Origin of the sequence: Saccharothrix sp. ALI-22-I, assembly GCF_001984175.1 — a bacterium.
Lineage (GTDB): Bacteria > Actinomycetota > Actinomycetes > Mycobacteriales > Pseudonocardiaceae > Actinosynnema.
The window spans coordinates 38,532-53,412 of the sequence record NZ_MTQP01000051.1 but is presented as its reverse complement, the minus strand read 5'-3'; the positions used below and the strand labels follow the sequence as shown (position 1 = coordinate 53,412).

General features: G+C 70.5%; 12 protein-coding genes. 4 read left to right on the top strand and 8 right to left on the bottom strand.

The genetic code is table 11. The features are described 5' to 3' along the window. Positions 1 to 1,206 carry a sensor histidine kinase gene (locus ALI22I_RS11295; protein ID WP_238598304.1) on the top strand — a complete coding sequence of 402 codons (1,206 nt, stop codon included), beginning with the start codon at positions 1 to 3 and terminating at the stop codon, positions 1,204 to 1,206. Continuing rightward, a complete protein-coding gene (locus ALI22I_RS11290; RefSeq protein WP_077005417.1) occupies positions 1,203 to 1,820 on the top strand; it encodes a response regulator in 618 nt (205 codons plus the stop codon). The genes ALI22I_RS11295 and ALI22I_RS11290 overlap by 4 nt, the downstream gene beginning before the upstream one ends. 147 nt (positions 1,821 to 1,967) lie before the next feature. Here the strand turns inward: ALI22I_RS11290 and ALI22I_RS11285 are convergent, their stop codons facing one another. From ALI22I_RS11285 to ALI22I_RS11265, 5 genes are all read right to left on the bottom strand, one after another. Then, a complete protein-coding gene (locus tag ALI22I_RS11285) occupies positions 1,968 to 2,450 on the bottom strand; it encodes a nucleoside deaminase (RefSeq protein WP_077005416.1) in 483 nt (160 codons plus the stop codon). 66 nt (positions 2,451 to 2,516) lie between these two features. After that, on the bottom strand, positions 2,517 to 4,772 hold the full coding sequence (gene pucD / locus ALI22I_RS11280; protein ID WP_077005415.1) for a xanthine dehydrogenase subunit D: 2,256 nt from the start codon (positions 4,770 to 4,772) through the stop codon (positions 2,517 to 2,519). Continuing rightward, the gene (locus ALI22I_RS11275) at positions 4,769 to 6,124 is read right to left on the bottom strand and encodes an 8-oxoguanine deaminase (RefSeq protein WP_077005414.1); all 1,356 of its coding nucleotides are present in this window, start codon (positions 6,122 to 6,124) and stop codon (positions 4,769 to 4,771) included. Before ALI22I_RS11275 ends, pucD begins: the two co-directional genes overlap by 4 nt. Continuing rightward, entirely contained in the window at positions 6,121 to 6,624 is a 504-nt protein-coding gene (locus ALI22I_RS11270; protein WP_077005413.1) for a (2Fe-2S)-binding protein, read from the bottom strand. The genes ALI22I_RS11275 and ALI22I_RS11270 overlap by 4 nt, the downstream gene beginning before the upstream one ends. Positions 6,625 to 6,626: 2 nt before the next feature. Then, on the bottom strand, positions 6,627 to 7,508 hold the full coding sequence (locus tag ALI22I_RS11265; RefSeq protein ID WP_077005412.1) for an FAD binding domain-containing protein: 882 nt from the start codon (positions 7,506 to 7,508) through the stop codon (positions 6,627 to 6,629). 175 nt (positions 7,509 to 7,683) lie between these two features. Here ALI22I_RS11265 and ALI22I_RS11260 point away from each other — a divergent pair, with 175 nt between their 5' ends. Then, entirely contained in the window at positions 7,684 to 9,162 is a 1,479-nt protein-coding gene (locus ALI22I_RS11260) for a PucR family transcriptional regulator (RefSeq protein ID WP_143532139.1), read from the top strand. Positions 9,163 to 9,234: 72 nt separating this feature from the next. On the opposite strand, the gene ALI22I_RS11255 is transcribed toward ALI22I_RS11260, so the two are convergent. Next, positions 9,235 to 9,588: an Imm1 family immunity protein gene (locus ALI22I_RS11255; protein ID WP_077005411.1), complete on the bottom strand. Its 354-nt coding sequence runs from the start codon at positions 9,586 to 9,588 to the stop codon at positions 9,235 to 9,237. A gap of 5 nt (positions 9,589 to 9,593) precedes the next feature. Then, complete coding sequence (locus ALI22I_RS11250; RefSeq protein ID WP_077005410.1) at positions 9,594 to 11,003, bottom strand: DUF1996 domain-containing protein; 1,410 nt, start codon at positions 11,001 to 11,003, stop codon at positions 9,594 to 9,596. A 295-nt stretch (positions 11,004 to 11,298) separates the two neighbouring features. On the opposite strand from ALI22I_RS11250, the gene ALI22I_RS11245 reads away from it, so the two are divergent. Further along, positions 11,299 to 13,365 (top strand): tetratricopeptide repeat protein, encoded by a 2,067-nt coding sequence (locus ALI22I_RS11245; RefSeq protein ID WP_083751639.1) that lies wholly within the window; start codon positions 11,299 to 11,301, stop codon positions 13,363 to 13,365. 117 nt (positions 13,366 to 13,482) lie between these two features. Here ALI22I_RS11245 and ALI22I_RS11240 read toward each other — a convergent pair whose 3' ends face one another. Continuing rightward, entirely contained in the window at positions 13,483 to 14,553 is a 1,071-nt protein-coding gene (locus tag ALI22I_RS11240; protein WP_238598303.1) for a hypothetical protein, read from the bottom strand. Positions 14,554 to 14,881: the final 328 nt, after the last annotated feature.

Genomic DNA, 14,881 nt, shown 5'->3' with positions numbered 1-14,881 from the left:
GTGCCCGTGACGGACGCGCTGGACACCTGGGAACGGCGGCTGGACGTCGCCGGGCACGCCATCCCGTACTTCGTCCTGGTGCTGACGACCGCCATGTACCTGGTGATCGGGACGGACCCGGGGCAGACCAAGGCGGTCAACGTCGGCATCGCGGTGGCGACCGGCCTGTGGATGCTGTGGTGGTTCACCCTGCACCCCGGCTGGCGCTCCCGCCCCGGTCTGATGGCGGTGTTCTTCGTCGGTGTCCTGGTGGCGTACGCGGTGCTGGGGCTGCGCGACCCGATGTTCGGGTTCTACTCCTTCGCCGGGTACATCTACGCCATCGAAGTGCTGCCCGGCCGGTGGAAGTTGGCCGGGGTGGCGGCCACCGGTGTGCTGGCGGCGACGTCCCTGTTCGGCGGCCTCCCGCCGGCGGAGGTGGGGCCGATCCTGATCTATCTGGCCGTCGTCCTGGTCATCGTGACGATCGCCTCCACGTTCACCATGCTGGGCCACGTCACGACGGAGCAGTCCCGGCGGCGCAAGGAGATGGTCGCCGAGATGGCGGCGATGATGGAGGAGAACGCGGGCCTGCACGCCCAGTTGCTCATCCAGGCCCGGGAGGCGGGCGTGCTGGACGAGCGGCAGCGGTTGGCGCGGGAGATCCACGACACGCTCGCCCAGGGGTTCACCGGCATCATCACGCAGCTCCAGGCGGACGAGAACCCGCCCCGGCACGTCGAAACGGCGTTGCGGCTGGCGCGGGAGAACCTGGCCGAGGCGCGCCGTTCCGTGCACGCCCTCAGCCCGCCCGCCTTGGAGGGCGCGAACCTGCCGGACGCGTTGGCCGAGGTCGCTGCGGGATGGATGGACCAAACGGGGGTGCCTGCGTCGGTGCACACGACGGGTGCAGCGCGCGCTCTGCACCCCGAGGTGGAAGTGACGTTGCTGCGCGCCGCGCAGGAGGCGTTGACCAACGTGGCCAAGCACGCCGGCGCCTCGCGCGTCGGGTTGACGTTGTCGTACATGGAGGACGTGGTGACGTTGGACGTGCGCGACGACGGCGCCGGGTTCGACCCGACGGTGCGGACGGACGGATTCGGGCTGGTCGGAATGCGGCAGCGGGTGTCCCGCCTGGCGGGCGCGCTGGTCGTGGAGTCCGAGCCGGGCGGCGGCACGGCGGTGTCCGCGTCCGTGCCCGCGATCCCGGCGGAGGTTGCCCGGTGATCCGCGTGGTGATCGTGGACGACCACCCGGTGGTGCGCGACGGGCTGCGCGGGATGCTCGCCGGCGCTGGTGACGTCGAGGTGGTGGGTGAGGCGGCGGACGGCGCGGAGGCGGTGACGGTAGTGCGGGCCGTGCGGCCGGACGTCGTGCTGATGGACCTGCGGATGCCCGGTGTGGACGGCGTCACGGCCATCGAACAGTTGCGCGACTTCCCGACCCGTGTGCTGGTGCTGACCACGTACGACACGGACAGTGACGTGCTGCCCGCGATCAAGGCCGGCGCTACCGGGTACCTCTTGAAGGACACGCCCCGGGAGGAACTGTTCCGGGCGGTGCGTTCGGCGGCCAGGGGACAGGCGGTGCTGTCGCCGTCGGTGGCGACCCGGCTGGTGGGTCAGGTGCGGCAGCCTGCGGCGGAGCCGTTGAGCGACCGCGAGGTGGAGGTGTTGGGCCTGATCGCGCGCGGGTGCACGAACCGCGAGGCGGCGGCGAAGCTCTTCATCAGCGAGGCGACGGTGAAGACGCACCTGGTGCACGTCTACGCCAAGCTCGGCGTGAAGGACCGTGCCGCCGCTGTCGCGGTGGCCTACGAACGCGGTCTGCTGGGCGCTTAGGCACCATCGGGTGCCTCCTCGGTCGTGAAGTTATCCATGGCCCCGGAGCTGTCCACAGCCGGCGAAGAAGTTGGTGCGGAGTCCGGGAATTCCGCCGAACCTGGGCTCATGACCAAGGAACTAGCTCATCTTGTGGACCGGCTCCGGCTAGTAGTCGACGCGGTCGGTCCGGGACAGCCACGCGGTGAACGGCGCGTTGTCCTCGCCCGTGGAGATCTGGTGCACCGGCAGGCTCCACGTGTCGCGGGGCCGGCCGAACAACTCGTAGAACTCGCGATCGTCGAACCCGGCCGCGGCGGCGTCGTGCCGGTCGGCGGCGTAGACGACCCGGTCGACCCGCGCCCACAGTGCGGCGGACAGGCACAGCGGGCACGGCTCGCACGACGACACCAGCACGCAGCCGGTGAGCCGGAAGTCGCCCACGGCCTGGCAGGCCGCGCGGATGGCGACGACCTCGGCGTGCGCGGTCGGGTCCAGCGTCGGGGTGACCTGGTTGGTGCCGGTGGCGATCACCTCGCCGGCGCGGATGATCACCGCGCCGAACGGGCCGCCACCTGCGGCGACGTTGCGCGTGGCGAGCTCGATCGACTCGCGCAGCCAGGCGTGGTCGGGGGAGACGGACGTGGTCATGGGGTGCTCCTCAGGGCGCGCGCGTACCGGCCACGACGAGCGTGGTGGGCGTGGCGGGGGCGGGGATCAGGTGCCGGTGATGTGTTCCGGTCGCACGGGCACGCGGGTCAGGGCGAGGCCGGTGGCGGCGCGGATGGCCGCGACGATGGCCGGGGTGGACGAGATGGTGGGTGGTTCACCGACGCCGCGCACACCGTAGGGGGCGTGCGGGTCGGCCAGTTCCAGCACGTCGATGCTCATGGGCGGCATGTCCAGCACGGTGGGGATCAGGTAGTCGGTGAACGACGGGTTGCGCACCTTGCCGCCCGCGGTCTGGATCTCCTCCATCACCGCGAGGCCGAGGCCCTGTGCCGAGCCGCCCTGGATCTGGCCCAGCACGGCCTGCGGGTTGAGCGCCTTGCCGACGTCCTGCGCGCAGTCCAGCTCGACTACTTTCACCAGGCCCAGCTCCACGTCCACGTCCACCACGGCGCGGTGCGCGGCGAACCCGTACTGCACGTGCGCGTTGCCCTGACCGGTCTCCGGGTCGATGGGCTCGGTGGCCCGGTGCCGCCACTCGACCGTCTCGTCGATCACCTCGTCGCCCAGCAGTTCGGCCAGGTCCACCCCGGTGAGGTCCGTCCCGGCGATGTCCACAGCGGACAGGTCACGGCTGGCGGCGAGTTTGGCCAGCTTCTCCCGCACGGCCGCGCAGGCGGCCTTCACCGCGCCGCCGGTCACGTAGGTCTGCCGGGACGCGGAGGTGGAGCCGCCGTTGCCGATGCTGGTGTCCATCGGCAGGATCGTCACCCGCTCCACCCCCAGTTCGGTGCGCACGATCTGCTGCATGATCGTCACCAGGCCCTGGCCGACCTCTGCCGCCGCGGTGTGCGCCAACGCGGCCGGCTCGCCGTTGATGACCTGCAACCGGACCCGTGCGGTGGAGTAGTCGTCGTAGCCCTCGGAGAAGCAGATGTTCTTGATGCCCACGGCGTAACCCACGCCGCGCACCACGCCTTCACCGTGGGTGGTGTTGGAGACCCCGCCGGGCATGTCCCGCAGGTCCACCACGGTCGACAGCGGCGGCATCGGCTTGTCCTTTACCAGCTTCAGCAGCTGCGCGACCGGAGCGGCGGAGTCGATCACCTGGCCGGTCGGCATGACCGAGCCCTCGCTCATCGCGTTGACGATCCGCAGGTCCACCGGGTCCATGCCCAGCGCCTCGGCGAGCTTGTCCATCTGCGACTCGTAGGCGAACCCGGCCTGCACCGCGCCGAACCCGCGCATCGCGCCGCACGGCGGGTTGTTCGTGTAGACGCCCCAGCAGTCGACGGTCACGTTGTCCACGTCGTAGGGGCCGACACCGAGCGTCGCCGCGTTCGCCACCACCGCGCCGGTGCTGGAGGCGTACGCGCCGCCGTCGAGGTAGATCCGCGCCTTGACGTACACGAGCCTGCCGGTGTGGTCCGCGCCGTGCTCGTAGTACAGCACCGCCGGGTGCCGGTGCACGTGGCCGTAGAACGACTCCTCGCGGTTGTAGACCATCTTGGTCGGCTTGCCGGTGTGCAGCGCCAGCAGGCACGCGTGCACCTGCATGGACAGGTCCTCGCGCCCGCCGAACGCGCCGCCGACACCGGACAGCGTCAGCCGCACCTGCTCCAGCGGCAGGCCCAGGGCCGCCGCGACCTGGGCCTGGTCGACGTGCAGCCACTGGGTGGCGATGTAGAGGTCGACGCCGCCCTCCTCGTCGGGCACGGCCAGGCCGGACTCGGGCCCGAGGAACGCCTGGTCCTGCATACCGACCTCGTACCGGCCGGTGACCACGACCTCGGCTTCCGCGTGCTGGTCGCCGCGCCGGACGGGCACGTGCCGCACGAGGTTGCCGCCGGGGTGCAGCGGCGTGTCGTCGGCCGCGGTCTCCATGTCCACGACGGGGGTGAGCACCTCGTACTCGACCTTGATGCGCTTCATGGCGCGCTGCGCGGTCTCCGGGTGGTCCGCGCCTACCAGGGCGACCGGTTCGCCCTGGTAGCGCACGACCTCCTCAGCGAGCACGGGCTGGTCCTTGTGCTCCAGGCCGTACCGGTTCTGCCCCGGTACGTCCTGGTGCGTGAGCACCGCGTACACACCGGGCACCTGCAACGCCTCGGTCAGGTCGATCGAGACGATCCGCGCGTACGGGTGCGGGCTGCGCAGGGTCGCGCCCCAGATCATGTCCTCGTGCCACAGGTCCGAGGCGTAGGCGAACTCGCCGCGCACCTTGAGGTTCCCGTCGGGCCGCTGCGGGCTGGAGCCGATGCCACCGGAGACGGCGGAGGTCAGTTCGGCCGGGGTGAGGCTCATAGCGTCCCCTTCAGTCGCTTGGCGGCGGCACGCAGGTCGCGCGCGAGGTCGGTTTCGGAGGCGGTGCGCAGCTCGCCGTCGTCCACCACGGTCCGGCCGCCCACCAGCAGGAGCTTGAGTCTGGGCTGCGGTCCGAGGACCAGGGCGGCCAGCGGGTCGTCGATGCCCGCGTGGTCGAGGCCGTCGAGGCGCCACACGGCCAGGTCGGCGAGCTTGCCCGGTTCGATCGAGCCGATCTCCCCGTCACGCCCGAGGCAGCGCGCGCCGCCCATGGTGCCCAGCCACAGCGCCTCGCGGGCGTCCAACGCCTTGGGTCCGCCGCGCTGGCGGGCTTGCAGCAGGGCCTGGTGCAGCTCTTCGACCATCCCGCAGGACTCGTTGGACGCCGCGCCGTCCACACCGAGGCCGACCGGTGCTCCCGCGTCGAGAAGGTCGCGGACCGGGGCGATGCCGGTGCCCAGCCGGCCGTTCGACGTGGGGCAGTGCGCGCTGCCGGTGCCGGTGGCGCCCAGCCGCTTCACCGCGTCGGACGACAGGTGCACGGTGTGCGCGAGCCACACGTCGTCACCGAGCCAGCCGAGGCGTTCGGCGTACTCGGTGGGCGTGCAGCCGAACTCGGCCTGGCACTGGTCCTCCTCGTCGATCGTCTCGGCGAGGTGGGTGTGCAGCCGGACGCCCTTGGCGCGGGCCAGTTCCGCCGCGCCGGTCATCAGCTCGGGGCTGACCGAGAACGGCGAGCACGGCCCGACGGCGACCCGGATCAACGCGTCCGGGCTCGTGTCGTGGTGGTCGTTGACGGCCTGTTCGGTGGCGATGAGCGCGGCTTCGGTGTCCTCGACCAGGTTGTCCGGTGGGAGGCCGCCGTGCGACCGGCCGCGGTCCATCGAGCCGCGGATGGCGTGCAGGCGGATGCCGATGCGCTTCCCGGCGTTCACCAGGGCCTCGAACTGGTCGCCGCCTTCACGCGGGTAGACGTAGTGGTGGTCGGCGGCGGTCGTGCAGCCGGTGGTCGCGAGCCGCGCCAGCCCGGCGGAGGCCGCCGAGTGCGTGATCTCGGCGTCCAGGCCGCGCCACACCGGGTACAGCGTGGTCAGCCACTCGAACAGCGTGGCGTCCTGGGCGATGCCCCGGGTGGCCCACTGGTAGAGGTGGTGGTGGGTGTTGACCAGACCGGGGGTGACCAGGCAGCCGCTGCCGTCGATCCAGGTGTGCGGGCCGGTGGGCTTGGGCGCCTGGCCGGGGCCGACCGCGGTGATCCGGCCGTCTTCGATCACCACGTGACCGAACGCGTGCTCGGTGCCCGCGGCGTCCACCGTGGCCACCGCGACGCCGTCGAGGATCGTCGGGGTCATCGGCTCCCGCTCTCCTGGGCGCCGCTTCCCCGGGGCGCAGCCTTCCGGGTGGCGGCCAGGCGCACCGCGTCCAGGATCTTCTCGTAGCCGGTGCAGCGGCACAGGTTCCCGGCCAGCGCCTCGCGGATCTCCGGGTCGCTGGGCTGCGGCACGCGGTCGAGCAGGTCGTGCGCGGCGACCACGAGACCGGGCGTGCAGAACCCGCACTGCACCGCGCCCGCCTCCACGAACGCCTCCTGGACGGGGTCGAGCCGATCGCCGTCGGCGAGACCCTCCACCGTCCGCACTTCGCGGTCCTGCACCTGGCCCGCGGCCACCAGACAGGAGCACACCGGCGTGTTGTCCAGGTACACAGTGCACGAGCCGCACTCGCCCTGCTCGCAGGCGTTCTTCGAACCCGGCAGGCCCAGCCGCTCGCGCAGCAGGAACAGCAGGCTCTCGCCCTCCCACACGTCGTCGGCCTGCCGCGGCTCGCCGTTCACCGTCACGTTGACGCGCATGTTCAGGCCACCTTCCCGGAGTAGTCCTGCCAGGCCCAGCCCAGCGTGCGGCGGGCCAGCACGGAGAGGGCGTGCTTGCGGTACGCGGCCGAGCCTCGCACGTCGTCGATGGGACTCGCGGCCTCGGCGACGAGATCGCCGAACCGGCGTTTCACCGAGTCCAGCAACGGCTTCGGCGACTCCCACTGGTTCGTGGAGGTCAGCTCGGCGGACAGGAACTCCTCGGCGGCCGACGCCCGGCGCGGCGTGGGCGCGGCACTGCCGACCGCCGCGCCGACCCGGTTCTGCGCGGGGTGCAGGGCGACGGCGAACGAGCACACCGCGATCACCATGGCGTTGCGCGTGCCGACCTTGGAGAACTGCTGCGGCGCCCGCGTGGCGGGCACGTGGACCGCCGTGATCAGCTCGTCCGGCTCCAGCGCGTTGCGCTTCACGCCCAGGTAGAAGTCGGTGGCCGGGATGAGCCGGGTGCCCCTGGTGGAGGCGGCCTCCACGGTGGCGTCCGCGGCGAGCAGCACCGGGTGGGTGTCACCGGCGGGTGAGGCAGCGCCGAGGTTGCCGCCGACCGTGCCGCGGTTGCGGATCTGCGGTGAGCCGACCGTGCGGGAGGCCATCGCCAACCCCGGCAGACGCTCGCCGAGCTCCTCGATGATCCGCGTGTACGGCACACAGGCCCCGATGCGCACCGTGTCGCCGTTGTCGCCGTCCGCGTCCCAGGAGCGGAGTTCGGCGATCCGGGTCAGGTCGAGCAGCGCGGCCGGACGACGGTGGTCGAAGTTCAGCTCCACCATCACGTCCGTGCCGCCGGCGATGGGCACGGCGTCCGGGCGCTGCGCCTTGAGGGCCAGCGCCTCGGCGAGGGTGTCGGGGCGAAGGAAATCCATCAGCTACCTCGGTGGGTGGAGTGCGCGGTGTGTGAGCCAGTACACAGACCGGAGTGGGTGATCGGCTACGGCCGCGGCGCATGAATCCCAGGCTCCTACAGCCAGCGGATTTGTGCTTTCCTACAAACACGATCGGGCGAAGGTAAACGATCGAGATGACGTGGAGGAGGCGCGCGTGTTGCTGGTTCGCAGCCTGCTCGGGATGCCCGAACTCCGACTGCGCCTCATCGGTGGCGCCGAGTCGCTGGACAGGCCTGTGACCAGGCTCTACGGCACCGAACTGCCCGACCCGGCCCGCTACCTGTCGGGTGGCGAGCTGGTGCTTTCCGGGCTGTTGTGGCATCGGACGGCGGCCGATTGTGAAAAGTTCGTGGCTTCGTTGGCGGCATCGGGAGTCGCCGCGTTGGCGGCCAGCTCGCCCGATGTCGGGAAATTGCCCGACGCACTGGTCGAGGCGTGCGAACGGCACGGCGTGCCGCTGTTGGAGGTTCCGGTAGACCTGTCGTTCGCGGCCATCACCGAACGCGTGGTGCTGGAGCTGGCGGCCGAACGGGTGGGCGACGCGGGCGCGTTGCTGGGCAGGCACCGGCGGCTGCTGACCGTGGTCGCCGAGGGCGGCGGGTTGTCCGAGCTGGTGGCGGCCGGTGCGGCGGAGCTGGACGCGCCGTGCTGGGTGCTGTCGTGCACCGGCCACGTCGTGGCCGGGCCCGAGCTGCCGGAGGCGGCGGCGCTGGTCCGGGAGTTCCTGCTGGCCGACCGGCTGCCCAGGGTGGTGCGCGGCACGACGTTGCTGCCGGTGGCCGTGCGCGGGGGCTCCCGGCTGACCGCGTGGATTCTCGTCGTCACCGGCGACCGCACGCAGGACGAAGTAGCCGCCGAACTGGCCAGCCTGGTCGGTGTCGAACGGGCGCGGGTCGTGCAGGGACGGGAGATCGAGAACCGCGCGGCCGGGCCGCTGCTGCGGCAGGTGCTCACCGGTGGCGATCTGGCCGCCCGGATCGCGGCCGTCGGCTGGGACCCGGACGCGCCGCTGCGGGTGTTGGCGGCTTCGGTGTCGGACGGACAGCTCCAACAGGCCGTCGCGCTCGTGGAGGAGGTGCTGGCGTCCGTCACACCGCGTTTCCTGGTGGCCGCCGTCGGAACGGAGGTCTACGCGCTGGTGCCGTCCGGATCGTGGACCGAGGGCGTCAGGTCGGCGTTGCGGACGCTGGAGCCCGGCCTGAGATCGACCAGGGTCCTGGTCGGCATCTCGTCACCGGTCGGACACGCCGGGCTGCGCGGCGCGGCGGAGGAGGCATCACACGCGCGGCGGCTGGGCGAGCGCCGAACCGGCCGGACGTGCGTGGTGGCGGGGGAGGAGATCGCCCTCCACCAACTCCTGCTGGCCGGCGTACCGGAAGAACTGCGCCGCTCATTGCGCCGCCGACTGCTGGGCCCCGTGCTGGACTACGACGCCGAACACGGCTCGGACCTCGTCGGCACACTCCGGGTCTTCCTGGACTGCTCCGGCTCCTGGACCACAGCCGCCGGCCGCCTGCACGTCCACGTCAACACCCTGAGATACCGGGTGGGACGGGTCGAACACCTGCTGGGCGTCGACCTGTCCGACTTCACCGAACGCGTGGACCTGTACCTGGCCCTCCAGGCCGGCTGATCGCACCCGAACCGGACCTGGAAAGGGGCCATCCCCGACCCGCCGCCGCGCGGGTCGGGGATGGCTTCTCCCTCACCTCACCTGTTGCCACGGGACGAGCGTCGGACGCTGTCCGGTGGCGAGGAACTCCTCGATCGCGACGGCGAGGTCGGCGACCGGGATCTCGCAGTGGGTGGGGAAGTTGACCCCGGCGTACCGGGGGCGTTGGCGTGGGCCCTCACCGAGGCTGACCCACGAACCGGTGATCACATCGGTGAACAGCATGGCCCCGCGGTCACCGCGCACACCGACCCACACGTGGTGGTCGGGGCATTCCGTGTGCACGAGCGTGGCGTCCTGGGCCACCGTGAGGCGGTCGAGCAGTCGGTGCACGTCCTCGGTTGCGCGCAGTTCGTCCACACCGGACGCGAAGTTGGCCTGGATCATCGTCCTCACTCCCTGCACTTCCGGCCGCTGTTCACGCACTGGACCAGCCGGTTCATGATCTGCTGGCCCATGACGTTGGCGAAGTCGTCGTGGTCGGAGAACGGGTTGTGCTCCTCCTCCGGGAAGGAGTCCACCGCGTACTGGCCGGCGACCTGCACGTCCCGCGGGATGTTGTAGGTCAGGCTGATCCGCAGCTGCGGCACGGCCTTGAAGCCCTTCGGGCACTTGCCGTTCTGGTCCGGCGCGACGATGTGGTCGCGGTGGTTGGCGCTGTCGGTGTTCTTGCCGTCCCAGCAGCTGTTGAAGTCGTGGATGCGCTTGACCTTGCTGCCTTCCGGGCAGATCGGGTATTTGTTGATCAGCACCTTGTCCTCGAACCCGGTGCAGGTCCACGAGTTGCGCGCGTTCTTCGTGCCGTTCGTGGAGACCTTCGCGTCGCCGTAGAGGATCCGCAGGAACTGCGGCATCGCCTCGACCTTGCCGACCGGGCTGCCGCGGAAGGTGAGGTCCACCTGGGGGCGCTGGATCTCGCCCTCGTTGCCGACCAGCTCGTTCTCGTCGCTGGCGCTCTTGCCGTCACCCTTCTCCGGCGCGTCCGCCTCGGCCTGCTTGGCTTCCTCGGCGACCTTGGCGTCCTTGGCGTCGCCGTCCTTCACCGTGCACGGCGCGAGGCGCTGGAGGTTCTGCGGGCGCTGGCCGACGCGGCCCATGGCGATGGCGATCCGGTCGATCGTCGCGGTCCGCTTGTCACGCAGCGGCCCGAGGATGGCGTTGTTGACGAAGTTCGGGTCCTGGACGTTCGCCGAGCTCTTGAGCCGGTTGTTGGCCTCCGAGATCTGGGTCTTGAGCTGTTCGAGGTTGCGGTCGACCTCGGCCTTGGCCTGGCCGGGCACGTTCTTCAGCTGGCGCTTCACGTCCGGGCACTCGACCTCGGCCTCGGCCGGCTGGCCCGGCTGGTCCTCCTCGTTCTCCCGGTCGATCCGAACCACGGGCCAGAAGTAGGTGGACTTGTCACCGTTGCGGCAGGTGGTGTCGGCGGCGGCCAGGCTCTCGTTGGTGGAGTCGGCGTCCGTCGACACGTTGCCCACGTAGTCGTGCAGGTGCTGTGCGCCGTTGCGCACGCCCGGCTGCGCGATGAAGTTGTCCGGGTTGAAGTGGCCGTTCTCGTTGTTGCCGCAGCTCACGGTGAACGTGCCGGTGCTCGCGCCGCGTTGCGGCTGGGGCACTTTGACGTTCGGCTGCTGCTTCGTGATGTCGACGAACTGGGAGATGTCTGCCCCGTCGGCTTGAGCCGCGTCCGGCTCGCCGGCTGTGCTGATCGCGACGGCCAGGCCGATCGTGAGCGCCAACCCGGTCACGCCGGCAGTCAGCTTCGTGCGCCGGGAGAAGCGGTGCCGCCCCTGGTTTCGCGTCATGGATGTGTCACCTCGTCGTAGGTACGCGCATGTCGTGCGTTGAACCCCGACCGCCGGTGGGCGGTGGACACAGTGGCATACGTACCGCTCCCAGTCCGCGACCTGACCGTTACCTTTTCGTTATCGTTGCCCTACCCCTATCTTTGGCGGCGAACGCAGACCGCTACTCCGGCAACCGCCGACCGCTGTCCCGGCGGTCCGCACGACTACGGATTTCCACCCGCTCGGTGCGGCGAGCAATTGGGCTGTTTCTGTGACACTCGAACCACGTTGCGTACACGAGGAGGAGTGCACGTTGGCGGACGGTGTGGAGAACGTGATGTCCGGCACGGCCCACGGCCCAGTCGTGCAGGCGGGCAGCGTCGGGGAGGTGCACTTCCACGCCCCACGCTCGGAACCGGTGATCCCGTACCAACTACCGCCCGCGCCGAAGCTGTTCACCAGCAGGAATCGCGAGTTGGCCGACCTGGACGGCTGGTTGGCGGCGAACGAGGCGCTGGTGGCGGTGATCAGCGGGCCGGGCGGGGTCGGCAAGACCTCGCTCGCGTTGCGTTGGCTGCACGACAGCAGATCCCGGTTCCCGGACGGTCAACTGTACGTCGACCTCGGTGCCGGCGGCCCGGAAGGCCCGATCACCCCGGAAGAAGTGCTGGAGTGGTTCCTGCTCGCCCTCGGTGTCCCAGTCGAGGACATCCCAGTGGGGTTGGCCCGAAGACAGGCCGCGTTCCGCACTCTCACGGCGGACCGCGCGGTGGCCGTGCTGTTGGACGGAGCGGTGTCCGCCGCACAGGTCAGGCCGCTGCTGCCGACGTCGCCCCGCAGCGCGGTTGTGGTCACCAGTCGCTGGCGGTTGAGCGGACTCGCGGTCGACGGCGCCCGGTTCGTGGAGGTCGGCTCGTTCGACGAAAACGCCTCGTTGGAACTGCTCACGCGTGCTCTCGGTTCGCGGGTCACGTCGGAGCCCGCCGCGGCCCAGGAACTGGCCAGGCTCTGCGGCGGGTTGCCGATCGCCCTGTCCGTCGTGGGCGCCCGCCTGTCGACCAGGCCGCGGCGTTCGCTGTCGAAGGAGGTCGGATCCCTGCGCGCGGGACGTCTTACGGCGTTGACGCTCGACGAGGAGGTGTCCGTCGAGGCCGTGTTCGACCTGTCCTACTTGGAGTTGCCGTCGCACCACGCCCGCGTTTACCGGAGGTGCGGCCTCCACCCAGGCGTGTCGTTCGGTGTGGGTGCGGCTGCTGCGGCGGCGGGCGCACCCGAGCCCGAGGTCCGGCCGGTGCTGGAGCAACTGGTGGAGAAGAACCTCCTCACCGAGATCGGCGATGAGCGCTTCCGCTTCCACGACCTGCTCCGACTACACGCCCGCAGCCTCGCGGAGGGCGACCCCGCCGCCGACAGCGATGTCGTGGTGCGCCGCATCGTGGAGTGGTACCTGGACCAGGCGGTGGCGGCCGATCGGACTGCGCTCCCTTCGAGACCGCGGATCGGTCCTCGCTACGGCGAAGTCGACGCCGCGTTCGCCAACCGCGCGGTGGCGTTGGACTGGTTGGAACTCGAGCGCGGCAACCTCGTGGCCGCGGTGCGAGCGGCGGACCACCACGGTTGGGTGGAGTTGGTCTGGCAGCTGTGCGAGGCGATGTGGAGTCTCTTCCTGTACCGGCACCACTACGAGGACTGGGTATACACCCACGAGTTGGCAGTCACCGCCGCGCGCCGGTCCAACGGTCCCGCTGCCGAAGCCCGCATGCGCGTACAACTCGGCTTCGCGTTCATCGGCACCAGCCGGTACGACGAGGCGACGACCCAACTCGCCGAGGCACTTCGGTTGGCGCGGGAGACGGGCGACCTCGGTGGCCAGGCCACCGCCACGCTGCACCTGGGCCGGGTGTTCCGGTCTCGCGGTGACGTCGAAGGCGCGCTGTCCTACTTCCGTGAGGCGCTCACACTCGAAACAGCACTCGGACGCAGTAGGGGTGAAGCGCTCGCACACCGGCGGGTGGGTGAAGCGCTCAACGACCTCGATCACCACGAGGAGGCAGTGGCCGAGTTCGCCGCCGCCGAGGCGATCATGGAAGGGTTGGGATTGGTGCTCGAACTGGCCCGGGTGCGCACGATGCTCGCGGCCCCGCTCCTGGCGTTGGGGCGAATCGACGAGGCGACGCGTTTGCTGCACTTGGCGCTGCCCGTGATGGCCGAGGTTGGGTCTACCGACTACGTAGCCGACGTGCTCCTGACCCTGGCCGACGTGGCGGCCCGCCGAGGTGATCAGGCTCAGGAGCAAGACCACATCAGGGCCGCCGCCGGGGCCTACACCCGTGTCGGTGAGCCGGTACCGGACCGCGTCCGGCAGCGGCTGGTGGAGTAGACCACCACGTCGGCCACTGCAACCCATCGCGTGGTGGCCAACTCGCCGTCCACCACCACGAACCCGTCGCATGGACCGCCCACCACTCGCCACACACCCGGCGCCTCTGTTCGCACGTCACCCCACCACACGGGGCACCCCCACCGGTGACACGGGCACCGCCCGCGCGGGTTCGGGCAGGTCCATGAGGCGGTACATCGTGCGACGGAGGATCGCCCCGGCCTCACCTGGGCACGAGCTGATCGCCTCCGTCATCCCGGACACGACGGCGGCCGAGTCGAGCGCCGGTTCTTCGGGGTCTACCAGCGGCGCTCGCTGGTAGACCAGGTCGGCGGGGCTGCCTTCGCGCAGCAGCCCGTTAGCGAGTGGGACGACGAGCATCGGCTTGCCGAGCGCTGCCGCGTACTGCGTGCATGAGCCGTGGTCCCCGACGACAACGTCCGCCGCGACCAGGGCGGCGCGCCAGCCCTCTTCGGGTGGGATCACCAGCAACCCGTCCGGCAGCCAGGCGCGTACCTGCCTCGCGCCGTGCACGCTCCAGATGTTCGGGTGCAGGACCGCTGCCACCGGGTGACCGGTGTCCCGCAGCCTTCGGTACAGCTCGATGTGCGCGCCGAACGTCGAATGCGGTGTCCACGTCGAGGCGACGACCACCAGCCGCTGATCGGGCGCGACTCCCAGAGCCCGCCGGTAGTGCTCCCGGTACGGCAGGCCCGCAGTCATCCGGTCCAGGCAGATGTCCCCGGCCACCACGGCGAACGGCTCGGCCTCCGGGCAGGAGGCGCGCAACACGTCGAGTTCGCCCATGTGCGACAACACGATCGCCGATGCAACGACCCGCCCGTCCCTGACCAACTGCTCGCGGCTCAGGCCGTGAGCCGGGAGCGCGTACTCGGACCGCGGTCGCAGCCGCGACTTCAGCGCGCCAACCCCATGCGGCAGCACGAGCACCGGCGCGTTCAGCCGGTCCAGCCCGCGGAAGCTCGCCGCGAGCACCAAATCGAACCGGTGCCGGATCGCTTGGTCCCACGGCAGGACGTGGCCGCCCAACCCGCGGGTGAACTCATCCGTGCCGTGCACCGATCCCTCGACGGTGAACAGCACTTGGACCCGGTGGTCCGCTTCGAGCAGCGGCAGCAGGTCCACCAGTCGGGTCCCCGCGACCACGTGCGGGATCACAACGAGCACCACCCGGCACCCCGCCCGCGTCACCCGGTTCCCCGAGCCGAACCCGATCGGTCCGTTCGTCCAGTGATCTCCGATCACGTCGCCCCTCCGGTTTGTCCTGTCGAACCCCGTCGGCACGAGAATCGGCGACCTCCCTGTCGAAGCACTGTGCGATGGTCTTTCAGAACCCTGAACCGCTGTTCACGACCAAGGTGCACGTGCGGTTCCGCAAAGTTGCGGACAGTGCTGTCGACCGTCTGTCAAACACCTGTCAAAACGCAAATAGCAATCCTGCAACGACAATTGCCCGCTGGTCGTGATCTGTACCAGACTTCGACTGGACGTCAGC

What these genes read in the sequence shown, in the direction of transcription:
- ALI22I_RS11265 (WP_077005412.1), bottom strand. Translation starts at nt 7,508, where the DNA reads ATGGATTTCCTTCGCCCCGACACCCTCGCCGAGGCGCTGGCCCTCAAG.
- ALI22I_RS11285 (WP_077005416.1), bottom strand. Translation starts at nt 2,450, where the DNA reads ATGACCACGTCCGTCTCCCCCGACCACGCCTGGCTGCGCGAGTCGATC.
- ALI22I_RS11270 (WP_077005413.1), bottom strand. Translation starts at nt 6,624, where the DNA reads ATGCGCGTCAACGTGACGGTGAACGGCGAGCCGCGGCAGGCCGACGAC.
- ALI22I_RS11250 (WP_077005410.1), bottom strand. Translation starts at nt 11,003, where the DNA reads ATGACGCGAAACCAGGGGCGGCACCGCTTCTCCCGGCGCACGAAGCTG.
- ALI22I_RS11255 (WP_077005411.1), bottom strand. Translation starts at nt 9,588, where the DNA reads ATGATCCAGGCCAACTTCGCGTCCGGTGTGGACGAACTGCGCGCAACC.
- pucD (WP_077005415.1), bottom strand. Translation starts at nt 4,772, where the DNA reads ATGAGCCTCACCCCGGCCGAACTGACCTCCGCCGTCTCCGGTGGCATC.
- ALI22I_RS11275 (WP_077005414.1), bottom strand. Translation starts at nt 6,124, where the DNA reads ATGACCCCGACGATCCTCGACGGCGTCGCGGTGGCCACGGTGGACGCC.